At 70.6% G+C, this 20,730-nt stretch carries 19 protein-coding genes; 8 read left to right on the top strand and 11 right to left on the bottom strand.

Annotated elements, in window-relative coordinates:
- Positions 1-159 precede the first annotated feature (159 nt).
- The 5 genes from ACWFR3_RS17845 to ACWFR3_RS17825 all read right to left on the bottom strand — a co-directional run bounded on the left by ACWFR3_RS17845 (position 160) and on the right by ACWFR3_RS17825 (position 7,181).
- Positions 160-1,167 (bottom strand): TerC family protein, encoded by a 1,008-nt coding sequence (locus tag ACWFR3_RS17845; RefSeq protein ID WP_453735513.1) that lies wholly within the window; start codon positions 1,165-1,167, stop codon positions 160-162.
- Positions 1,168-1,453: 286 nt separating this feature from the next.
- Entirely contained in the window at positions 1,454-3,385 is a 1,932-nt protein-coding gene (locus tag ACWFR3_RS17840; protein ID WP_453735512.1) for a TerD family protein, read from the bottom strand.
- A 47-nt stretch (positions 3,386-3,432) separates the two neighbouring features.
- Positions 3,433-4,011 (bottom strand): TerD family protein, encoded by a 579-nt coding sequence (locus ACWFR3_RS17835; RefSeq protein ID WP_135335405.1) that lies wholly within the window; start codon positions 4,009-4,011, stop codon positions 3,433-3,435.
- A gap of 133 nt (positions 4,012-4,144) precedes the next feature.
- Positions 4,145-6,274 (bottom strand): excinuclease ABC subunit UvrB, encoded by a 2,130-nt coding sequence (uvrB, locus tag ACWFR3_RS17830; protein WP_453735511.1) that lies wholly within the window; start codon positions 6,272-6,274, stop codon positions 4,145-4,147.
- Between the two features lie 40 nt (positions 6,275-6,314).
- Positions 6,315-7,181 (bottom strand): MHYT domain-containing protein, encoded by an 867-nt coding sequence (locus tag ACWFR3_RS17825; RefSeq protein WP_453735510.1) that lies wholly within the window; start codon positions 7,179-7,181, stop codon positions 6,315-6,317.
- A gap of 249 nt (positions 7,182-7,430) precedes the next feature.
- On the opposite strand from ACWFR3_RS17825, the gene ACWFR3_RS17820 reads away from it, so the two are divergent.
- The 3 genes from ACWFR3_RS17820 to ACWFR3_RS17810 all read left to right on the top strand — a co-directional run bounded on the left by ACWFR3_RS17820 (position 7,431) and on the right by ACWFR3_RS17810 (position 10,365).
- Positions 7,431-8,342, top strand: coding sequence for a glycerophosphodiester phosphodiesterase (locus ACWFR3_RS17820; protein WP_453735509.1), 912 nt, complete (start codon positions 7,431-7,433; stop codon positions 8,340-8,342).
- Between the two features lie 128 nt (positions 8,343-8,470).
- Positions 8,471-9,040: a methylated-DNA--[protein]-cysteine S-methyltransferase gene (locus ACWFR3_RS17815; protein ID WP_453735519.1), complete on the top strand. Its 570-nt coding sequence runs from the start codon at positions 8,471-8,473 to the stop codon at positions 9,038-9,040.
- A 62-nt stretch (positions 9,041-9,102) separates the two neighbouring features.
- Positions 9,103-10,365 carry an MFS transporter gene (locus tag ACWFR3_RS17810; RefSeq protein WP_453735508.1) on the top strand — a complete coding sequence of 421 codons (1,263 nt, stop codon included), beginning with the start codon at positions 9,103-9,105 and terminating at the stop codon, positions 10,363-10,365.
- Positions 10,366-10,407: 42 nt separating this feature from the next.
- Here the strand turns inward: ACWFR3_RS17810 and ACWFR3_RS17805 are convergent, their stop codons facing one another.
- Together ACWFR3_RS17805 and ACWFR3_RS17800 are read right to left on the bottom strand one after the other, a co-directional pair.
- On the bottom strand, positions 10,408-10,776 hold the full coding sequence (locus ACWFR3_RS17805) for a cupin domain-containing protein (protein ID WP_453735507.1): 369 nt from the start codon (positions 10,774-10,776) through the stop codon (positions 10,408-10,410).
- A gap of 107 nt (positions 10,777-10,883) precedes the next feature.
- Positions 10,884-11,318 carry a VOC family protein gene (locus ACWFR3_RS17800; protein WP_453735506.1) on the bottom strand — a complete coding sequence of 145 codons (435 nt, stop codon included), beginning with the start codon at positions 11,316-11,318 and terminating at the stop codon, positions 10,884-10,886.
- A 108-nt stretch (positions 11,319-11,426) separates the two neighbouring features.
- On the opposite strand from ACWFR3_RS17800, the gene ACWFR3_RS17795 reads away from it, so the two are divergent.
- Positions 11,427-12,338 (top strand): pseudouridine-5'-phosphate glycosidase, encoded by a 912-nt coding sequence (locus tag ACWFR3_RS17795; RefSeq protein ID WP_453735518.1) that lies wholly within the window; start codon positions 11,427-11,429, stop codon positions 12,336-12,338.
- Positions 12,335-13,273 carry a carbohydrate kinase family protein gene (locus ACWFR3_RS17790; RefSeq protein WP_453735505.1) on the top strand — a complete coding sequence of 313 codons (939 nt, stop codon included), beginning with the start codon at positions 12,335-12,337 and terminating at the stop codon, positions 13,271-13,273. The genes ACWFR3_RS17795 and ACWFR3_RS17790 overlap by 4 nt, the downstream gene beginning before the upstream one ends.
- A gap of 207 nt (positions 13,274-13,480) precedes the next feature.
- Here ACWFR3_RS17790 and ACWFR3_RS17785 read toward each other — a convergent pair whose 3' ends face one another.
- Positions 13,481-14,281 (bottom strand): methyltransferase domain-containing protein, encoded by an 801-nt coding sequence (locus ACWFR3_RS17785; RefSeq protein ID WP_453735504.1) that lies wholly within the window; start codon positions 14,279-14,281, stop codon positions 13,481-13,483.
- Positions 14,282-14,428: 147 nt separating this feature from the next.
- Here ACWFR3_RS17785 and corA point away from each other — a divergent pair, with 147 nt between their 5' ends.
- Complete coding sequence (corA, locus tag ACWFR3_RS17780; protein WP_453735503.1) at positions 14,429-15,565, top strand: magnesium/cobalt transporter CorA; 1,137 nt, start codon at positions 14,429-14,431, stop codon at positions 15,563-15,565.
- A gap of 48 nt (positions 15,566-15,613) precedes the next feature.
- The gene (locus tag ACWFR3_RS17775) at positions 15,614-17,869 is read left to right on the top strand and encodes a serine/threonine-protein kinase (protein WP_453735502.1); all 2,256 of its coding nucleotides are present in this window, start codon (positions 15,614-15,616) and stop codon (positions 17,867-17,869) included.
- A gap of 27 nt (positions 17,870-17,896) precedes the next feature.
- Here the strand turns inward: ACWFR3_RS17775 and ACWFR3_RS17770 are convergent, their stop codons facing one another.
- The 3 genes from ACWFR3_RS17770 to ACWFR3_RS17760 form a co-directional block, all read right to left on the bottom strand.
- A complete protein-coding gene (locus ACWFR3_RS17770; RefSeq protein WP_453735501.1) occupies positions 17,897-18,316 on the bottom strand; it encodes a CBS domain-containing protein in 420 nt (139 codons plus the stop codon).
- 195 nt (positions 18,317-18,511) lie between these two features.
- Positions 18,512-18,916: a PPOX class F420-dependent oxidoreductase gene (locus ACWFR3_RS17765; RefSeq protein WP_453735500.1), complete on the bottom strand. Its 405-nt coding sequence runs from the start codon at positions 18,914-18,916 to the stop codon at positions 18,512-18,514.
- A gap of 44 nt (positions 18,917-18,960) precedes the next feature.
- The gene (locus ACWFR3_RS17760) at positions 18,961-19,602 is read right to left on the bottom strand and encodes a uridine kinase (protein WP_453735499.1); all 642 of its coding nucleotides are present in this window, start codon (positions 19,600-19,602) and stop codon (positions 18,961-18,963) included.
- A gap of 188 nt (positions 19,603-19,790) precedes the next feature.
- Here ACWFR3_RS17760 and ACWFR3_RS17755 point away from each other — a divergent pair, with 188 nt between their 5' ends.
- Entirely contained in the window at positions 19,791-20,486 is a 696-nt protein-coding gene (locus ACWFR3_RS17755) for a DUF2293 domain-containing protein (protein ID WP_453735498.1), read from the top strand.
- The last annotated feature ends 244 nt before the right edge of the window (positions 20,487-20,730 follow it).

Below are 20,730 nucleotides of genomic sequence, written 5' to 3'. Positions count from 1 at the left end.
GAACCTCCTGCTCTATCACGTACCGAATGTCGTCTATACGGTCGGTCTCTAACTCGATCACCTGTACGAACTACATACGACCAAGCACGCCCGCCATGTGGCCCGCGGCAATGAGCCGCGGGCCACTGGCCGTGCTGGTAACTCCTACGCCGGATGCCGTCAGGCCCCGATGCTGTCCTTCGGATTCTCGTCGGCCTTGTCCTTGCCCTCGGCCGCTTCCTTCGCGTCCTGCTTCTTGGTGGCCATGAGGCTGGTGATCGTCGTGATGACCAGGACACCGCAGATGACGCCGAGCGAGACAGGGATGGAGATCTCGGGGACGTGCACCCCGTTCTCGTGCAGGGCGTGCAGCACCAGCTTCACACCGATGAAGCCCAGGATGACCGACAGGCCGTAGCTGAGGTGGACCAGCTTCTTGAGCAGTCCGCCGATGAGGAAGTACAGCTGGCGCAGACCCATCAGGGCGAAGGCGTTCGCCGTGAAGACGATGTACGGGTCCTGGGTGAGGCCGAAGATCGCGGGGATCGAGTCCATCGCGAAGAGCACATCGGTGGTGCCGATGGCGAGCATGACGATCATGAGCGGCGTCATGATCTTCTTGCCGTTCTTCTGGATGAACAGCTTGGTGCCGTGGTACTGGTCGGCGACGCCGAACTTCTTCTCGGCGGCCTTCAGGAGGCGGTTCTCCTCCCACTCCTCTTCCTCGTCGTCGGAGCGCGCCTCCTGGATGAGCTTCCAGGCGGTGTAGATCAGGAACGCGCCGAAGATGTAGAAGACCCAGGAGAAGTTGGCGATGACCGCGGCGCCGGCGGCGATGAAGATCGCTCGCAGTACGAGCGCGATCAGCACACCGAACAGCAGCACCCGCTGCTGGAGATGGCTCGGCACCGAGAACTTCGCCATGATCAGGATGAAGACGAAGAGGTTGTCGACGCTGAGCGACTTCTCGGTGATGAAGCCCGCGAAGAACTCACCGCCCGCCTGGCCGCCGCCCCAGATCAGCAGGCCCACTCCGAAGAGCGCGGCGAGCGCGATCCAGACGACCGTCCAGATTCCGGCTTCCTTGATGGATACGTCATGCGGCTTGCGGCCGATGAAGAAGTCGACCGCGATCAGGGCACAGAGACCAAGAATGGTCACTACCCAAAGGGTCATTGAAACGTCCACTGCGCCTCCGGCGTCGTACGGCTACTGATCAGCGTCGTCGCTGCCGGAGGTCTCTTCCACCCGAGGCGGCTCACCGCCCCGCGGGCCGACGCCCCGGGATCGATGGCGATCCGTATTGACGGGCACGTCGCGTTCGGGAGTACTCCCCTCCGCTGCAAGAAGAGTACGCGAAACACCAAGATTTAGTAAAGGAGATGGCAAGCAACGGCCAAAGGCGCAGGTCAAGCGGGTGCAAAAGTCGCTTTACCGTCAGTCGATACGGCGGCTCACCGGACCCGCCGACGCGTCAGCGGCCGCCCGTGCGCCGGGCGTGCGCGACCTGGTTCAGGACGTCCTGGAGCACCCGGCTGCCGGGCGGCGTCATCGGTGGTTCGTACGTCCACGCATGGCCCACCCAGGGGTCGGCGAGGTGATCGTCGGCCACCGGGGTCAGGCGCAGGAGCGCGCGCCAGAGCGGGTCGAGCAGCGGGCCGTACTCGGCGGCGTCCTCGCGGTCGGCGACCAGCATGAGGTGCACGCCGACCGCGGGGCCCTCGTCCGCGAGGTAGCGCAGCTGGGTCACGGCGCGGTCGTCGAAGCCGTGCGGGAAGTCGTTGACGATCAGGAGCTGCTCGGCGGTGTCCAGGTCCGGCGGCAGCGCGTCGGCGGCGCCCGCGCGGACCGCCATCTGCACCAGGTCCACGCGCTGGGTGAGCTTGGCGAGCACGGCGGATACGCCTGCCGCGCCCGCGGCCGGGGCCTCGTCGAGCACGCCCGCCGTCACCAGCGGGGAGAGCGCGCCGGCCGCGGCGCCCGCCGCGTCGATGACGTGCACCGTGAACTCGCCCGCCGGATAGACCGCGAGCAGCCGTGCGGCGTGCGCGACCGCGCTGTCCATGGCCAGGCGGCGCAGCTGGTCCGCGTCGGCCAGGGAGTCCGTGCCCGACGAGCGGCCGCTGTCGATCCACAGGCCGCGCTCCAGGGGCAGCCGGACCAGCATCGGGATGTGCAGATCGGGGCGCTCGGGCAGGTGGAGGTCGCCCAGGCGCAGGGCCATGGGGATTTCCATGGGGGTGCGGTACGCGTGCCAGACGGGGCTGTCCCAGCCGGCGTACGCCATCGGGAGGGCCGGTTCGACGACCTCGGACTCGGCGACGAGCTGGCCCAGGTCGCGGTCGAGGGCTTCCCTGGCCCGGTCGACGAGGAGGCCGTGCTTGGTGCGGGCGGCCTCGCGCGCGAGGTCCCCGGTGTTGCCGATGCGGCTGCGCGGGTCGGAGAGGACCTTGTCGAGCTCCTGGTCCATGCGCGACTCGGCGAAGTCGACGGCGCTGCGGTACGCGGCCGTGGAGCGGGCCAGGTCCTCGAACATGCCCCACACCTGGTTGTAAAGCCGCTCCTCCATGGACCAGCCGGTCGCGTCGCCCGCCACGGGCTGGGCGGCCTTACCCGGCTCGGGCGGGGCCGCTGTCGGCGGGGGCGGCGGCGGTGCGCTGGTCTGGCGACTCGGGTGGGTGTAGTTGACGGGGCCGCCGGCCGTGCTGCTCGCGTCGCCCGGCTGGTGCGTCGCCGGGGCGGGCTGGGGGGCGCTTTCCGGGCCGGGCGCTACGGGGGTCGGGGCGGTCTGCCCGGTCGCCCGCACGCGGGCCTCGTCCGAGGGGCGGGGCGGTGGTGCGGCCACCGAGCGGGCCAGACCGCGGGCCACCGCTTCGTTGATCTTGCCCGCCAGTTCGTGGGCCTGCGCCAGGCCCTGGTCGGTGAGCATGTCGGCGAGACCGCCCGCATAGCCCTGGCCGACGGCGCGCACCTTCCAGGCGTCGTGCCTGCGGTAGAGCTCCAGGGCGACGACGGCGGACTCGGCGTTCAGGTCGGTGATGGTGTAGCTGGCGACCTCGGAGCCGTCCAGCGCGGTGACGGCCACGAAGGGGGCGGCGAGGGAGCCGAAGCTGGCCGGTCCCCCGACGCCGACGGGCAGCGCGAGCAGGACGTTGACCCGGTGCACCGCTTCGGGCACGGCGCCGAGGTCCACCGCGAGGCGGTGGTCGGCGGCTGCTTGCCTCGGCACTTCGAGGCCCGGCAGCGTGGGCGAGCCGGGATGGGCCACCCAGTCCGTGCCGCGCACCTTGCCCCGGCCGTCGCTGAGCGTGACCCCCGCCACGATCGGCTTGCCGACCGAGACCCGGATCTCCAGACGGGTCCCGGGAAGCGGGTGGTTCTGCCCCCGGACCAGCTCGGCCGTCATCGCCTTAGTCCCCCTCGTGCCCTCTGTACTTACTGGTGCCGCGTGACCTACAGGTGCGGCAGGATCGACGGCATCAGGTCCTGGAAGGTGCGGCCGTTGGCGGGATTGCCGAGGGCCGTCATCTGCCAGCCCGCACCCGCGCGGTGGACCTTCGCCATGATCTGCGCGGTGTACTGACCGCCGCCGTCGAGCGTGTACCGGGCGAGCTCCTGGCCGTTGGTCTCGTCGACCAGGCGGCAGAACGCGTTCTGCACTTCCTGGAACGTCTGGCCCGTGAAGGAGTTCACCGTGAAGACGATCTGGTCGATGTGGACCGGGATCCGCTGCAGGTCGACGAGGATCGACTCGTCGTCCCCGCCCTGGCCGGCGCCGCCGACGAGGTTGTCACCGGTGTGCCGCACGGAACCGTCGTCGCTGACGAGGTGACGGAAGAACACGACGTCCACCGGCTGCTTGTCGGCGAACAGGACCGCCGAAGCGTCCAGGTCGACCTCGCGCGTACGCGTGCCGAACAGGCCCCGCCTCGGGGCGGCCTGCCAGCCGAGCCCCATGCGCACCGCGGTCAGGGCGCCCCCGTCGTCCTTCTGCAGACTGATGGCCTGACCCTTGGTCATGTTGACCGTCACGCGCTGTCCCCTCTCGAACTACCCGGGCAACCGCCGGTCTGTGCGGTTGCCCAGCACCCTACGCAGAGGCACTGACAGTGCCGTATCGCGGGCAGCACTTTGTGTCGGTCTTGCAACACACCAGGCAGTACGCCTACGCCTGCCCCGCCTCCCTCATCTGCCTGAGCTCCTTCTTCATCTCTGACACCTCGTCACGCAGCCGTGCGGCGATCTCGAACTGCAGGTCGGCCGCGGCCGCGCGCATCCGCGCGGTCATCTCCTCGATCTGCTCGGCCAGTTCGGCGGCGGGCCGGTCCGTGGGCACCTTCTCGGCGGCCTTGCCCTTGGCGGCCTTGTTCGCCTTGCCGCCCAGCGCGGGCACCGGCGCCTTGGCGTCCTTTCCGTCCTTGGCCTTGCGGTAGTCCGTGCCGAGCAGCTGCTCCGTGTCGACCTCCTCGCGCGCGATCGCCGACACGATGTCGTTGATCTTCTTGCGCAGCGGCTGCGGGTCGATCCCCTTTTCCTTGTTGTACGCGATCTGCTTCTCGCGCCGGCGGTTGGTCTCGTCGATGGCCTGCTCCATCGCCGGGGTGACCTTGTCCGCGTACATATGGACCTGGCCGGAGACGTTTCGCGCCGCGCGGCCGATCGTCTGGATCAGGGAGGTGCCGGAGCGCAGGAATCCCTGCTTGTCTGCGTCGAGGATCGACACCAGGGAGACCTCGGGCAGGTCGAGTCCCTCACGCAGGAGGTTGATGCCGACCAGGACGTCGTACTCACCGGCGCGCAGTTCGCGCAGGAGCTCGACGCGGCGCAGGGTGTCGACGTCGCTGTGCAGATAGCGGACCTGGATGCCCAGTTCGAGGAAGTAGTCGGTGAGGTCCTCGGCCATCTTCTTGGTGAGCGTGGTGACCAGGACGCGCTCGTCCTTCTCGGTGCGCGTGCGGATCTCGTGCACCAGGTCGTCGATCTGCCCCTCGGTGGGCTTGACCACGACCTCCGGGTCGATGAGGCCGGTGGGGCGGATGATCTGCTCGACGAAGCCGTCGCCGCGCGAGAGCTCGTACTTCCCCGGGGTCGCCGACAGGTAGACGGTCTGGCCGATGCGGCCCAGGAACTCCTCCCACTTCAGCGGGCGGTTGTCCAGCGCGGACGGCAGCCGGAAGCCGTGGTCCACCAGGGTGCGCTTGCGGGAGGCGTCCCCTTCGTACATCGCGCCGATCTGCGGGACCGTGACGTGCGACTCGTCGATGACGAGCAGGAAGTCCTCGGGGAAGTAGTCGATGAGGGTGTTCGGCGCGGAGCCGGGCTCGCGGTCGTCGAAGTGCATCGAATAGTTCTCGATGCCGGAGCAGGAGCCGATCTGGCGGAGCATCTCCAGGTCGTACGTCGTGCGCATGCGCAGGCGCTGGGCCTCCAGCATCTTGCCCTGCTTCTCCAGCTCGGTGAGGCGCTCGGCGAGCTCCTTCTCGATGCCGGTGACCGCCTTCTCCATGCGCTCCGGGCCCGCCACGTAGTGCGAGGCCGGGAAGACGTACAGGTGGTCGTCGTCGCTGATGACCTCGCCGGTGAGGGGGTGCAGCGTGGAGAGCGCCTCGATCTCGTCGCCGAACATCTCGATACGGACGGCCAGCTCTTCGTAGACCGGGAAGATCTCGATGGTGTCGCCGCGGACCCGGAAGGTGCCCCGGGTGAACGCCAGGTCGTTGCGCGTGTACTGGATGTCGACGAAGCGGCGCAGGAGCTGGTCGCGGTCGATCTCGTCGCCGATCTTGAGCGAGACCATCCGGTCGACGTACTCCTGCGGGGTGCCGAGGCCGTAGATGCAGGAGACGGAGGCGACCACGATCACGTCTCGCCGGGTGAGCAGCGAGTTCGTCGCGGAGTGGCGCAGGCGCTCGACTTCCTCGTTGATCGAGGAGTCCTTCTCGATGTACGTGTCCGACTGCGGGACGTACGCCTCGGGCTGGTAGTAGTCGTAGTACGAGACGAAGTACTCCACCGCGTTGTTCGGCAGGAGCTCTCGGAACTCGTTTGCCAGCTGGGCGGCCAGCGTCTTGTTCGGCGCCATCACGAGGGTGGGGCGCTGGAGCTTCTCGATCATCCACGCGGTGGTGGCCGACTTGCCGGTGCCGGTCGCGCCGAGCAGGACGACGTCCTTCTCACCTGCGCGGACACGCCGCTCCAGGTCGGCGATGGCCGTGGGCTGGTCGCCGCTTGGCTGGTAGTCACTGACGACCTCGAAAGGCGCCACCGTGCGTTCGATCTTGGATACGGGCCGCATGGAACCAACCGTACGACCCCGCACTGACAACGGGGTCGGATCACCAGCTCTGCGGGGTCCTGGAGCCGGGGTGCTGCGGGGGCCTGCGGCCCGCCCGGGGGTCGTGCCGGTCGCCGGAGCGCGGGACGGGGTAGGGGGCGCGCTGTCCCTGTGCGGCGCTCTGGAGGTCCGCCTTGCCCATCACCATCAGCGGGTCGAACATCACGATGACACCCGCGAGGAGCAGGAAGGCGAGCGGGCCGATCATCATGGGCGCGAGCAGCTCGGCGGGCGAGTCCCCGCCGACCGGCGCGGCGGACGAGCCGTGCAGATGGACCCGGAGGGCGGCCATTCCTGTGTAGTGCATGCCGCTGACGGCGAGGCCCATGACGAGGCTCGCGCCCAGGCTCCACAGGAAACCTCTGACCTGCGCGGCCGCCCACAGGGCGGCACAGGCGGCGACGACAGCGATCACCACGGACGCCGAGACGGTGAAGGTGTTGTACTCCAGCGTCCCGCGAAGACGCATACCGGCCATTCCCAGATAGTGCATCGACGCGACGCCGAGGCCGGTGATCGTTCCCCCGGTGAACAGCGCCGTCCCGGTGGCGCCGCGGTATCCCACGATGAAGATCCCGATGCCGACCATGACGATGGCCACGGCGAGACTCGCGAAGGTCAGCGCCTTGTCGTAGTGGATCGGGGCCTCCTCCACGGAGAAGCCCATCATCGCGATGAAGTGCATCGTCCAGATGCCGGAGCCGATCGCCGCCGACCCCAGAGCGAGCCAGCCGGGCCGCCAGGAGTGCGCGACCAGGAGCGACCTGGTGGTGCAGCGCAGGCCGAGCGCTCCGCCGAGACACGCCATGAGGTACGCCGCCACCGGCGTGACAAGTCCATAGCTGAAACCGTCGACCGTGCCCTGCATCCGCGGTAGCCCTTCCGCCTATTGAGTCTAAATGTCCGGGATTGCACCCAAGTGGCCCCGGCCGGCTATCCGCTGACAGGCCGTGGGCTGACGCAGAGAGTAAAGCTCACTCCGGAACTTGCGAACTATTTTCCGCGAAATCAACCCGGCTGTCTCCGTTCAACCTGTGGCCATCCTGCACCTGTCTCGCGTTGGCCGTGAACTGTCACTCTCAACCGGTCCGTGCCCGCACATCGCGAGGAGTCACCGTTGTACGCACGCGTTGCCGCTGCCACCACTGCCGCTCTTCTGGGAGCCGGTGCACTCACCCTCCCCTCCGCCACCGCTCACGCCGCCGACCGGCCGTCGGCGCAGACGTCCGCCTCGCACGAGCGGCCCCTGGTCGTCGCGCACCGGGGTGCTTCGGCCTACGCCCCCGAGAACACCTTCGCAGCCATCGACAAGGCGGCTGACATGGGGTTCCGCTGGGTGGAGAACGACGTCCAGCGCACCAAGGACGGCGAGCTCGTGATCATGCACGACGACACCCTGAAGCGGACGACGAACGTCGAGGAGCGCTTCCCCGACCGCGCGCCGTGGAAGGTCGCGGACTTCACCGCGAAGGAGATCGCCACGCTGGACGCGGGCAGCTGGTTCAGCGCGAAGTACGCGGGGCAGCGGGTGCCGACGCTGAAGCAGTACATGAACCGGGTCTCGCGCAACCACCAGAGCCTCGTGTTCGAGTTCAAGAAGCCCGAGCTGTACCCGGGCATCGAGAAGCAGGGCCTCGCCGTCCTGCGCAAGACGGGCTGGCTGGACCGGCACCACGTCAAGAGCAAGCTCGTCATCCAGAGCTTCAGCGCGGACAGCGTCAAGACGGTGCACAAGCTGCGGCCCGACATCAAGACCGGCTTCCTCGGCACGCCCGCGGTCGCCGATCTGCCCGAGTACGCCAAGTTCTCCGACCAGATCAACTCGACGCACACCTCGATCTCCCGTGAGTACGTCGCCGCGATACACGCGCTCAAGGGGCCGCACCGCAAGCGCCTGGAGATCTTCACCTGGACCGTGAACGACGCGGCCGCCGCGCAGCGGGTGGCGGGCTTCGGGGTGAACGGCATCATCACGAACACGCCTGACGTCGTGCGCAAGGCTGTCTCCGGCAAGGCTGTCTCCGGCTGACGGAGCACTGCCGCGGGGCCTGCTCCGGAACTCCTCGGGGCGGGCCCCGGGCTTGCTCGGAGCAGGCTGCGGGCTTGCTCGGGGCGGCGTTGTCAGTGGCCGGTCGTACGGTGGTCCACATGAACGCCATGGGGCAGCACGGGCAGGGCGGGCCGGAGCAGGACGGCCCGCGGCAGGTGGTGTGGGCCGTCGTCGCCAGCGACATCGGCCCGTTGATGCTCGCCGCGACGGACGACGGTCTGGTCACCGTCGTCTTCCACGCCACGGAAGCGGTGCGCGACGCCGCGGTCGAGCGGCTCGGCTCCCGCCTCGGCGCCGAGCCGGTCGAGGCGGCCGACTCCCCTCTCCTCGCCGAACCCATACGCCAGCTCGCCGCCTATTTCGCGGGCGAGCGGCACGACTTCGCGCTGCCGCTCGACTGGTCGCTGATCTCCGGGTTCAACCGCCAGGTCCTGCGCGAACTGACGACCGTTCCGTACGGCGCCGTGGTGGGCTACGGCGATCTGGCCCGCCGCGTCGGGCAGCCCGGTGCGGCCCAGGCCGTCGGCATGGCGATGGGCGCCAATCCGCTGCCGGTCGTGGTGCCGTGCCACCGGGTCGTCGAGAGCGACGGCGGCATCGGCGGCTTCGGGGGCGGCGTGGAGACCAAGCGACAGCTCCTCGCCCTGGAAGGGGTGCTGCCGCAGCCGCTGTTCTGACGGCCCGAGCACACCCTGAAAACTGTGTTTCCCGCTTACGGAAGCGCTGGCACACTGCGTCAGTGACCTCGACCCTCGACGCTCCTGACATACCCGCGCCCGAGGCACTGCCCGCCCTGCGCCGCCGCACCACCGCGGTGCTGGTCTCCAGTCAGATACTGGGCGGGCTCGGGGTACCGATCGGCATCGCCCTGGCCCCGATGCTGGCGACCGAGGTGAGCGGCACGGAGGCGCTGTCCGGCCTCGCGCCCACCGCGTCCGTGGCCGGTACGGCCCTGCTCTCGCTGCCGCTCGCCGCCCTGATCACCTCACGCGGAAGGCGGCCCGGCCTCGTCCTCGCGTATCTGATCGGCGCGCTGGGAGCCGGGCTCGTGGTGCTCGCCGCCGTCATCGAGAGCTTTCCCCTGCTGCTGGTCGGCATGGCGGGGTTCGGGGCGGGCTCATCGGCCAACCTCCAGGCCCGCTTCGCCGCGGCCGACCTCGCCGAGCCCGAACGGCGCGGCCGTGCCATCTCGCTCGTCATCTGGGCCACCACCATCGGCTCGGTACTCGGCCCCAACATCGCCGCGCCCACGAGTCGCGCCTTCTCCGGCACCTCCATACCCGTGGCCGCAGGGCCCTTCCTCTTCGCCGCCGGGATCTTCGCCGTCGCCGGTCTCGTGGTGGCGGTGCTGCTCCGGCCCGACCCGCTGCTCACCGCCCGCGCGCTCGCCCCGCAGGAGAACCACTCCGCGCAGAGCCGCTCGCTGCGGGCCGGTGTCGCCGCGGTGGCCGCCTCACCGATGGCCCGGCTCGCCCTGGTGACGGTGGCCGCGTCGCACACCGTGATGGTCTCGATCATGGTCATGACCCCGGTGGACCTGGGACACCACGGCGCGGACCTGCAGCTGGTCGGCCTGGTCATCAGCGGTCACATCGCGGGCATGTACGCGCTCTCGCCGCTGATGGGCTGGCTCGCCGACCGCTTCGGGCGGCTCTCGGTGATCGGTCTCGCGGTCGGACTGCTGTGCTGCGCCGCGCTGCTCGCCGGCACGGCGGGGCCCGCGCACGGCAGGACCGCCGCCGGTCTCTTCGTCCTGGGCCTCGGCTGGTCCGCGGGCCTGGTCTCCGGATCCGCGCTGCTCACGGACTCGGTGCCGCAGCCCGCCAGAGCCGCCGTACAGGGTCTGTCGGACCTGACCATGAACACGGCGGCGGGCATCGGGGGTGCGGCGGCCGGCCTCGTCGTCGCGCGGGCGAGCTACGGCTGGCTGAACCTCATCGGCGTCTGCGTGCTGCTGCCGTTGGCGGCGCTCGCGTTGCGGCGGGCGCTCAAGAAGGCCTGATTCCGGGGCGCGTGGCTGCTCCCCGGGACCGTCCGCCCCTCGTCACGGGAGCGTGATGTGGTACGCCTTGCGCAGCGTCTCGTGCACGGTCCACGTCGTACGGTCGCCCTCGCGCAGGACGGCCGCGTCGCCGGGGCCGACCTCGATCACGTCGCCGCCGTCGACCGCGATGGTGGCGCGCCCGCTGACGACCACGAAGAGTTCGTTGGCCTCGGTGTCGGTGACCACGCCGGGCGTGATCTGCCAGATGCCGCGCAGCTGCTTGCCGTCGGCCGACTCCCACAGGACCTTGCCGGTGACCTCCGGGGTGCCGGAGACGATCTGCCCGGGGTCGAGCGGCTCGGCCTCCAGGTCGGCATCCGGAATGTGCACGGCGAAGGAGGGCGTGGCGGCTTGATCATTCGTGGTCATGGCGGGTCACCCTAGCCGGGGGTCGCGCGGGGCCACGGAACGGGTCGGCCTCTTCTGCTCCCTCGCACTCCTTCTCCGTAGTGCTCACTCTTCTCCGTAGTGCCGCGTCACTCTTCTCCGTAGTGCCGCGCCTCGAAGATGTTTCCGTCCGGGTCGCGGAAGTAGAAACTGCGGCGGGCCGCGCCCCGGGCGCCGAACGCGTTCTCCGAGATGTCCGACACCGGCGTACCGCGCTCCTCCAGGCGGGCACGCAGCGCCTCGAAGTCGGTCTCCGCCAGGGCGAGGCAGACGTGGTTGACCGGGTGGCCCGCGCTCTTGTCCGCGTCCGGCACCATGCGCATGCGCTCGGCGAGCGTCAGCGGGGCGAGGTCGAAGATGGTCTCCTCGTTGAGCCGTACGGAGGGGAACGAGACCTTGCCCGCGGTGAACTCGGCGACGCGCAGGGGTTCGAGGCCCAGCACCTTCTCGTAGAAGTCGGCTGCCGCGGCGGGATCGCGCACCCACAGGACGACGTGGTCGAGACGTGTCGTGTTGTCCGTCATGCCCTCAGGCTGCTGTCCCGTCCCCGGCGTCGCAAGGGTTTGGCGGGGCGCGCCGCTCGCCAGGGATGAGGGAAGACCCGACTGGCAGGAGGCAGGCCCGTGTTGGTGGTGTCCGACTTGGTGGTGTCCGACGAGGTACAGGCGGCTGTGCGGGACCGGCGGCCCGTCGTCGCCCTGGAGTCCACGATCATCGCGCACGGGCTTCCGCGCCCGCGCAATCTCCAGGTGGCGGGTGAGCTCGAAGAGATCGTACGGGATGAGGGTGCCGTCCCGGCGACGATCGCCGTCCTGGACGGGCGGCCCCATGTCGGCCTGGACAAGGAGCAGTTGGAGCGGGTCGCGAACGAGGACGGCATACGCAAGCTGGGCCACCGTGACCTGGCGCTCGCGGTCGCGGCGGGCGCGAGCGGGGCGACGACCGTGTCGGCGACGGCGCTGCTGGCCGCGCGGGCGGGCGTGCGGGTATTCGCCACGGGCGGGCTCGGTGGGGTGCACCGGGAGTGGACGGTGACGCAGGACGAGTCCGCCGACCTGGGGCTGCTCGCCCGCACGCGCATCACTGTCGTCTGCGCGGGCGTGAAGTCGATCCTGGACGTGGCGGCGACGTTGCAGCGCCTGGAGACGCTGGGCATCGCGGTTGCGGGGTACGGGACGGACCGCTTCCCCGGCTTCTACCTCACCGACTCCGGGCATCCGGTGGACTGGACGCTGCGTACGCCCGCGGAGGTCGCGGCGGTGATGCGGGCCCAGGACGCCGTCGGCGGTCCGGAGTCCGCGTTGCTCGTGGCGAACCCCGTACCCCCGTCCGAGCAGCTCGATCCCGCGCTGCACGCGCGCGTGCTCGCCGAGGCGTTGGAGGCGTGCGCCGAGCGGGGCATCACCGGGCAGGCGGTCACTCCCTTCCTCCTGGACCAGTTGGTGCGGCGCACCGACGGAGCTTCGCTCAGCGCGAATCTCGCGGCGGTACGGGGCAATGTCCGGCTCGCGGGGCGGATCGCGGCGGCCCGGGCCGGGCGGTGACGTCGCGGCGGGGCGGGGCGCTGCTGGTCGTCGGTGACGTCGTCACCGACATCGTCGCGCGGCACGGTTCGCCGCTCGCTCCGGGTACGGACACGGCTGCGGCGATCCGTACGGTGCCGGGCGGTGCGGGCGCCAATGTGGCGTGCTGGGCGGCTTCCCGGGGCTGCGACGAGGTGCGGCTGCTCGGGCGGGTGGGCGCGGATTCGGCCGCCTGGCACGAGGAGGCGCTCACGCGGGCGGGCGTACGTTCGCGGCTCGTCGTCGACTCCGAAGCGCCTACGGGGACGGTGATATGCCTGGTGGACGGGGGTGCCGGCGGCAAGGCCGAGCGGACGTTCCTGACGGACGGCGGCGCGTCACGGCGCCTGTCGCCCACGGACTGGTCACCGGACCTCCTTGACGGGGTCGGGTGGCTGCACCTGTCGGGCTACTTGTTCTTCGCGGGCCCGAGCCGGGCGGCAGCGTGTGCGGCGATGGCGTCGGCACGCGCGCGTGGAGTGCCGGTGAGCGTGGATCCGGCGTCGGCGGGGTTCCTGGCGGGGATGGGTGCGGAGCGGTTTCTGGCGGGGGTGGAGGGGGCGGAGGTTCTGTTGCCCAGTGAGGGGGAGGCAAGGCTGCTGGCAGGGGCGCCTGGGGCGGGGAGATCTGCTGGGTCTGCCGGGTTGGCGGAGGTGGCCGGGGAGTTGAGTCGGCGGTTTCCCGTGGTGGTGGTCAAGCGGGGGTCGGCGGGGGCGTTGGTCGCCCAGGGGGGTGAGGTACGGGCCGAGGTTCCCGCGCTGCCTGCCGCTGCGCGGGACTCGACGGGGGCGGGCGACGCGTTCACGGGGGCGTTCCTCGCTTCGCGACTGAGCGGCGCGGGGCTCTGCGAGGCTTTGGCGGAGGGGTGCCGGGCGGGGGCGCGGGCCGTTGAACTGGTGGGAGGCAGGCCGGGGTAGGAATACCGCTCCGCCGCGGGTCGGGCCACGCGGACATGCCCGTCCTCGCCGTCCGTCCAGCCCGGGCTGCGCCTTCCCCGACCCGCCCCCTTGCGCCGCAGGGCAATCGGGCGGGTGGGTGGGAAAGGCTTGTTCGTTCAGGTGCGGGGTGATCGGGTCGGGTGGGTGGAAGGGAGAGGGTTGGCGGGGCTCTCCGTATGGGGTTCGTTAAGGCTTTCTGCCCCAGGCCGAGATCAAGGGGGCCGTGGCCAGGTCCAGGGGCTCTGCGGTGATGTTTGCCAGGTGGTCGGTGATGTCCGACTCCGTGGCCAGGCCCGCGGCCGTCAGGGACGTACGGGAGTGTTGGATCGTGGCCGTTTCCAGGGCTGCGCAGGCAGGCGAGGCCAGCGGGAAGTACGCGTCGGCCTCCACCTGCCGCAGGCCCGCCGCGCGCAGCAGGCGGGGCAGCCCGCGGCCATACGCGAGGCCGGCGCCGCGCTCCGCGATGAGCGCGTGCCGCAGGCGGTTCGCCAACTGCTCCGCAGGCCCGTGCTCGTCCGGGCAGGCCAGGGGCTGAAGGGCCGGATCGGCCTCCTCGACGAGCAGGCGTCCGCCCGGCCGCAGGGCCCGGATCATCGACCGCAGCGCCGACTCCCGGTCCGGCACCCGGTCGAGCACCAGCCGCGCATGGACGAGATCGAAGCCCCCGGCGGGCGGCACGTCCGCCCCCACATCATGCGTGCGCACCTCCACCGGCGGCCGGGCGGCCGACGTCTGCCAGGAGATGTCCGTGTCGGTCGCGAGGACCCGCCCCGTGGGGCCGACCCGCTTGGCGAGCCAGGAGACGACGGAGAAGCCGCCCGCGCCGACCTCCCAGCAGCGCCACCCCGGCCCGATGCCGAGCCGCTCGATGTGCCGGAAGGTCGTGGGGTCGAAGAGCGCGGAGAATGCCTCGGAGCACTGCCCCGCGCCCGCCCCCACGGGAAGCCGATTGCGATTGCCGGTCAGATAGCCGTCGATGAGCGTCATGACGCAATTATCACGATTGTCCGGCTTACTCCCGGGAGGCAGCCCCGAGCACCCGGAGCGGAGTCTTCCGTTCCCACAGGGTCCCGCCACACTGTCGCAACGTACTGGCAGACTGGCACGCCAAGTAACGAGAACGAGGAGCCACGCATGTCGATGGCAGGCAACCTGCGAAAGGTAGGGAACCTCCGCAAGGTAGGCGGCCTGCGGAAAGTCGCGCGGGTCGCCCAGTTCGTGCGCAAGCACAACCGTGTCGACCTGAGCCACCCCGCCCGCTCCCCCCTGGGCTCGGCGGTGGTGAAGTGCGTGACATACCGGAAGGGCGTGCGCCAGGAGGGCGGCCGCGATCTCGTCGAGGAGGTCGAGCGCGTCCGCAAGAGCGGCGACGGCTTCGTCTGGCTCGGCCTCCACGAGCCGACGGAGGAGGAGTTCGCCGGCATCGCCGAACTCTTCGACCTGCACCCGCTGGCCGTGGAGGACGCGGTCCACGCCCACCAGCGGCCGAAGGTCGAGCGGTACGACGAGACGCTGTTCGCCGTCTTCAAGACCGTTTGCTACGTGGAGCATGCCGAACTCACCGCGACCAGCGAGGTGGTGGACACCGGCGAGATCATGGTCTTCGTCGGCAAGGAGTTCGTGATCACCGTGCGGCACGGCCGCCACGGCTCGCTCGGCCCGCTGCGCGAGGAGCTCGAATCCGCGCCCGAGCAGCTCGCCCAGGGCCCCGGCGCGGTGCTGCACGCGCTCGCCGACCACGTCGTGGACGACTACCTCGTGGTGACGGACGCGGTGCAGGCCGACATCGACCAGGTGGAGATGGACGTGTTCTCCAAGGAAGGGGAGCGCGCCGACCCCGGCCGCATCTACCAGCTCAAGCGCGAACTCCTCGAGCTGAAGCGGGCCGTGGTGCCGCTCGGCCGCCCGCTGCAGATACTCTCCACCCAGCCGATGCGGCCGATCGCCCCGGAGATACAGGCCTACTTCCGGGACGTCGACGACCACCTCAAGCGGGTCACGGAGCAGATCGCCGCCTTCGACGAGCTCCTGAACTCCATCCTCCAGGCCCACCTCGCACAGGTGACGGTCGCGCAGAACGAGGACATGCGGAAGATCACCGCCTGGGCCGCCGTGATCGCCGTGCCGACGATGATCTGCGGTCTGTACGGCATGAACTTCGACCACATGCCCGAACTGCACTGGAAGTACGGCTACGGACTGGTGGTCGGCGTCATCGCCACCATCTGCTTCACGCTCTATCGCGGCTTCCGCCGCAGCGGCTGGCTCTAGGCTGTACGGGCCATGCCAACTACGGGGGAAAACGGGGGAAGGTGACCGATGCCTCTGCGCGAGGGTGACCCGGAGTCGATCGGCGGCTATCGGATCGAGTCGCGGATCGGCACCGGCGGCATGGGCGTCGTCTATCTGGGACGCTCGGCGTCGGGCCGCGCGGTCGCGGTCAAGGTCGTCCACACCCAGTACGCGGACGACCCGGAGTTCCGTGCCCGCTTCCGCCAGGAGGTCAAGGCCGCACGCCGGGTCAGCGGCGCCTTCACCGCGCCGGTCGTGGACGCCGACCCGGAGGCCGCGCTGCCCTGGATGGCCACGGCGTACGTTCCCGGCGACACACTCGCCCAGCGCATCGCCGACCAGGGACCGCTGGACTGGCCGCAGCTGAAACGGCTCGGCGGCGAACTGGCCGAGGCGCTGCGGGAGATCCACCGCGCCGAGGTGGTGCACCGCGACCTGAAGCCGAGCAATGTGCTGCTGCTGGACTCCGCGGGCGGCGCGGACGGCGGCGACGGGCGTGGTGACGGCGGCATGACGCGCGTCATCGACTTCGGCATCTCCCGTGCCGCGCAGAGCGATGTGCGGACGCAGACCGGCCTCGTGATGGGGTCACCGCCGTTCATGGCACCGGAGCAGTTCAGCAACCCGCGCGACGTCGGGCCGCCGGTCGACGTCTTCGCCCTCGGCGCCCTGCTGGTGTACGCGGCCACGGGACGCAGCCCGTTCGAGGCGGAGAACGCATATCTGGCCGCCTACCAGACGGTGCACAACGACCCCGAACTGGGCGCGCTGCCCCAGACGTTGCGCCCCCTGGTGATGTCCTGCCTCGCCAAGTCACCGCAGGACAGGCCCACTCCCGTACAGGTGCTTGACGCACTGGCCGCACTGCCGGACGAGGGACCGCAGAGCGAGCCACTAGGCGAACCCAGAGGCGAGCCACGAGAACGTACGCACCGGGTAGAGGGAGAGCCCGCGGCCGGTGACGTGACCTTCGCCCTGTCGGCGACGGCCACTGCCGCCACCACTCGGCGCCCGCCCCGCGGGCGCCGGTTCAAGATCGCTCTCGCCGGCGTCGTCGCGGCGCTGATCGCCACAGGAGTCTCCGCGGCGTTCATGGGCGGCAAGGATTCCGGCGGGGGCGGCGCGCACGCCGCGGCGAGCGTCCCCGAGGGCTGGAAGCCGTGGCACGTCGCCGCCGCGAAGGACTCCGACGACATGATGCCCTCGTCCGAGTCCTGTACGCCGCACGCGCAAGGCATCTTCTGCGCCTCGTCGACCACGGCGCTGACCCGGCGCGACCCCCTGACGGGCAAGGTCAGCTGGACGAAGCCGATGCACCGCCCCAAGTCGGTCTCCGGCTATTCGATCACCGAGCCGGTGGTGGGCGCCGGCACGGTGTTCACGTACAGCGCGGAGGGCTCCCAGGGAGTCGACGCGTACGACGCGAAGAGCGGCAAGCGGTTGTGGCGGCTGCCTGGCCCGCACGCGGAGTTCCGGTATCTGAGTGGCGTAGTCGTCGTGCACAAGGGCGAGTTGAGCGCTTCGACCACGTCGACGTACACGGCGTACGACCCGCGGTCGGGCCGGGAACTGTGGCATCACGAGGTGACGAGCGACTCGGCGGGCGCGTTCTACGCGGGTCCGGACGGCTCGCTCTTCGCCGATCTGCGGATCGCCGGGCGCAAGGGCGACCCCGGCTCGTCCGAGATCGCCCGCTATGACGCGCGGACCGGCCGGAAGCTGGGCGGGATCAAGGCGCCGAAGGGCGACCTGTGGCTGGCCACGGTGCACGACGGCAAGGGGTACTTCGCGCGCTGGGAGGACGATTCGGGCGTCTCCTCGCGGTTCTTCATCCAGGACCTGACGTCGGGGAAGGTGCGCGGCATCGACTTCCCCTGGGCGGTCGAGCCGGAGGCGCCGCCGCTGGTGCGCGGCGACGCCATGTACCTCTTCGACTACGCCAACGAGACCGTGCTCGCGCTCGACCTCAAGCGGGGCAAGCCGCTGTGGACGACCTCGCGCGAACTGCGGATCTTCAGCGAGCCGTCGGTGCGGGGCGACACCCTGTACGCCACGATGCCCGACAGCAGTGTCATCGCCGTCGACATACGGACGGGCAGGGAGCGTTGGCGTTCGGCGCCTTCCTTCGTCAAGGACGCCGAGGACGCCAAGGCGGGTTCGGTCGACGACCGGTCTCCGAGCGGGACGGCCCCGGTGGCGTTGGGGGGCGTCCTTTACGGGGTGACGGACGAGGGCACGTTCTCGGTGGCAGCCGTGGCAGCCAAGGGCGACGCCAAGGGATAGGGCCGGCGGCGGGGCGGCGAGCGGTGGTCAGCTCTTCGCGTACACGCTCTCGACCCAGCCCGCGAGCTGGTCGTCGGTGAGGTGTGTGGCGAGGTCGGCCTCGCTGATCATGCCCACCAGGCGTTTGTTGTCGATGACCGGGAGCCTGCGGATCTGGCTGTTCTTCATCTCCTGGAGGACCTCGTCGACGCCCGCGCCGGAGTCGATCCAGCGTGGCGTGCCCTTGGCCATGTCGCCCGCGGTCGTCCGGGACGGGTCGTGTCCCATCGCCACGCAGCCGACCACGATGTCGCGGTCGGTGAGGATGCCGCAGAGCCGCTCGTTCTCGTCACTGATGGGCAGCGCGCCGACGTCGAGCTGCCGCATCAGTTGTGCGGCGCGGTCCAGGGTCTCGTGTGCGGGGATCCACTGGGCGCCGCGGTGCATGATGTCTCCGGCGGTGGTCATGAGGTACCTCCCGTTGCCGGACGGCCGGCGCGGCGCGGAGGCACCGCTAGTCCCGGCGCCCTTCATTCTCGCCGGGCGCCCGGAGGTCCGCACTCCGGGGAGCCGGCCGCGGGCATGGACGGGGAGCCGGCCGCAGGCATGAACGGAGAGTCGGCCGCAGGCAGAGACGGGGAGCCGGGGTCTGGCGGTGAATCCTCAGGCGGAGAAGCCGACGATCTTCTCCGGGATCACCCTGACGATCACCCGGATCTCCTCGTCCTTCTCCCCCGGCGGGTCGATGCCGAGATACTTGTGCGAGAGCTCGTGAGGGAGCCGCTTGTGCGGGTCGGGAAGGATTTCCGCGACGCCCCGGATCTCTGTGGACGTATACGGGTTGGCCAGGTCGAACACCGAGAGGCTGATGCGCGGGTCGCGTTCGAGATTGCGGACCTTCTGCCGCCGCGCGGTGGAGGAGAACAGGACGGTGTCGCCCTCCCGTTTGATCCACACCACCGAGTTCTGGGGTGCGCCGCCGGGGCCGAGGGTCGCGACGCTGGCGAAGTTCTTGCCGTCGAGGAGGGTGCGGACCGAATCGCTGAAGTGGAGCGCTGCCGTTGCCATGCCCTGACCCTAACTACATGCACGTGCATATAGAAGGGGTTTGTTCAACCACTCCACGCCGGATGCCGTGGATCGTCCGCGCGCACGACCACGTCGGCGACCGCACCGGGGTCCGTCTCGGCCTCGTAGCGCTCGTAGGCGGGCAGCGTCCACCGCTCGCCCTCCGCCGTACGCCGCCGCAGGGCGCCCGGCGAGAGGCTCGTGTGGACGGTCAGATCGAAGGGGAACCAGTGGCCGAGCAGCAGCGGCCCGTGCAGCAACAGCAGTGCGCCGGGCCGGAGTTGCACGTACGGGCTGCGTGTCGCGCGGTCGGCGACCGGGTCCCACAGGTCCGGAAGGACCCGTCCCGTGCCGCCGGGGTCCAGCGGCCCGAAGACCTCACGCCAGAGCGCGCCGGTGTCGAACCAGCCGCTGTAGTACGCCTCCACGTCCTCGCGCCCGTATTCGAGGCGCAGGGAGGCGGGGCGCAGGAAGCCTTCCGTGCCGACGACGAGCGCGGAACGTCCGCGCACTCGCAGCGCCTCGGCGACGCTCCGGGCCAGCTCGCCGGGGCTGCCCGCCGGCGCCCCGTCGAAGGCGACACGGGGCCAGGAACCGGCGTCGGCCGTCTTCAGGCCGAGCAGCCGGTCGGCAAGGGTGTCCGCGAGCCGGTCCCAGGTGATCGCTTGGAGTCGCACCCGTCCCATGATGCATGGCCTTACCGGCGGGGTGGCGGGGCCTCCCGGCACCGGGCCGGGAGGGGGCCTCCCATCACAGGAGCCGGGGTCAGGGGCCTCCCCGCGCAGGGGTGGATGGCCGAAGCCTCCCGTCACCCCCGCACGGCCGCCCCTCGTCCACAGCGGTACGCGTCCGTCAGCCGGGGAATGAACTCTCTATGGCACCAATTCCCCTCCCCCGAAGCGGACTTCTCGCCATTCAGCCCCTCAAGCGCCGCCACTGCGCGGAGTGCCGTGGCGGGCCGCTCTCCCTGCTGGTCATGGAGGATGCCGAGCCGCGCTGCCTGGACTGCGCCGACCTGGGGCATCTCGTCTTTCTGCCGCGCGGCGACACTGCGCTGACCCGACGGGCCCGCGAGGGGAGCGGGCTCTCGGCGGTGGTCGTCCGCTTCAACCGGCGTCAGGGCCGGTACGAGCGCCAGGGCGTTCTCGTGGAAGAGGCGGCGCTCGCGCAGGCCGAGGCGCGGTGTCTCGCGGACGCGGAGGCGCGGGCGCGCCGCCGGGCGCGGGACGCGGTGCGCCGGGCCGCCGAGGACGTGCGCTTCACCACGGCCTTCGCGCACGAGATACGCCGCCTCTTCCCCGCGTGCCCCGAGGAGCGGTCCCGTGCGATCGCCGCGCACGCGTCGGTGCGGGGCAGCGGGCGGGTGGGCCGGAGCGCGGCGGGCCGGGCCCTGTCCGCCTCCGCGGTGACGGCGGCGGTGGTGGCCGCCGTCCGGCACACGGATACGCCGTACGACCGTCTCCTCATGAGCGGCGTCCCGCGAGGGGAGGCCCGCCGCCGGATCGCTCCGGCGGTGGAGGCCGTACTCCGGTCCTGGCAGGGCCCCGGGCGCAAGGGCGTGGCCGTCTGAGGGACGAACACCCCGAGGCCGAGCGCCGGGCACCCCGAGCCCGAGCCCGAGGACAAGGCCGCCGGCAACCGCGAGTCCCGCAGCCCGCAGCCCGCAGCCCGCACCCAGACTCCCGCGCATGCCTCCGCGCGCCCCACGCATGGCCTTGCGCCCGGTGAAGGCAATTCACTTGTGGTACGAGGCCGCGCCATGGAGGATCATCGCGGCTCACTCACCTGACGGCTGCCTTACTCAACGCGGGAGT

It is taken from the genome of Streptomyces sp. NPDC055189, from assembly GCF_053606765.1.
The sequence above is the reverse complement of the archived record's forward strand: the minus strand, read 5'-3'. Positions and strand labels throughout refer to the sequence as shown.

Coding starts and splice junctions, on each gene's coding strand:
- ACWFR3_RS17840 (WP_453735512.1), bottom strand. CDS start 3,385: ATGACGGCCGAGCTGGTCCGGGGGCAGAACCACCCGCTTCCCGGGACC.
- ACWFR3_RS17775 (WP_453735502.1), top strand. CDS start 15,614: ATGCCTCTGCGCGAGGGTGACCCGGAGTCGATCGGCGGCTATCGGATC.
- ACWFR3_RS17815 (WP_453735519.1), top strand. CDS start 8,471: ATGGGGCAGCACGGGCAGGGCGGGCCGGAGCAGGACGGCCCGCGGCAG.
- ACWFR3_RS17755 (WP_453735498.1), top strand. CDS start 19,791: ATGGCACCAATTCCCCTCCCCCGAAGCGGACTTCTCGCCATTCAGCCC.
- ACWFR3_RS17760 (WP_453735499.1), bottom strand. CDS start 19,602: ATGGGACGGGTGCGACTCCAAGCGATCACCTGGGACCGGCTCGCGGAC.
- ACWFR3_RS17785 (WP_453735504.1), bottom strand. CDS start 14,281: ATGACGCTCATCGACGGCTATCTGACCGGCAATCGCAATCGGCTTCCC.
- ACWFR3_RS17805 (WP_453735507.1), bottom strand. CDS start 10,776: ATGACCACGAATGATCAAGCCGCCACGCCCTCCTTCGCCGTGCACATT.
- ACWFR3_RS17765 (WP_453735500.1), bottom strand. CDS start 18,916: ATGGCAACGGCAGCGCTCCACTTCAGCGATTCGGTCCGCACCCTCCTC.
- ACWFR3_RS17770 (WP_453735501.1), bottom strand. CDS start 18,316: ATGACCACCGCCGGAGACATCATGCACCGCGGCGCCCAGTGGATCCCC.
- uvrB (WP_453735511.1), bottom strand. CDS start 6,274: ATGCGGCCCGTATCCAAGATCGAACGCACGGTGGCGCCTTTCGAGGTC.
- corA (WP_453735503.1), top strand. CDS start 14,429: ATGTCGATGGCAGGCAACCTGCGAAAGGTAGGGAACCTCCGCAAGGTA.
- ACWFR3_RS17800 (WP_453735506.1), bottom strand. CDS start 11,318: ATGACGGACAACACGACACGTCTCGACCACGTCGTCCTGTGGGTGCGC.
- ACWFR3_RS17825 (WP_453735510.1), bottom strand. CDS start 7,181: ATGCAGGGCACGGTCGACGGTTTCAGCTATGGACTTGTCACGCCGGTG.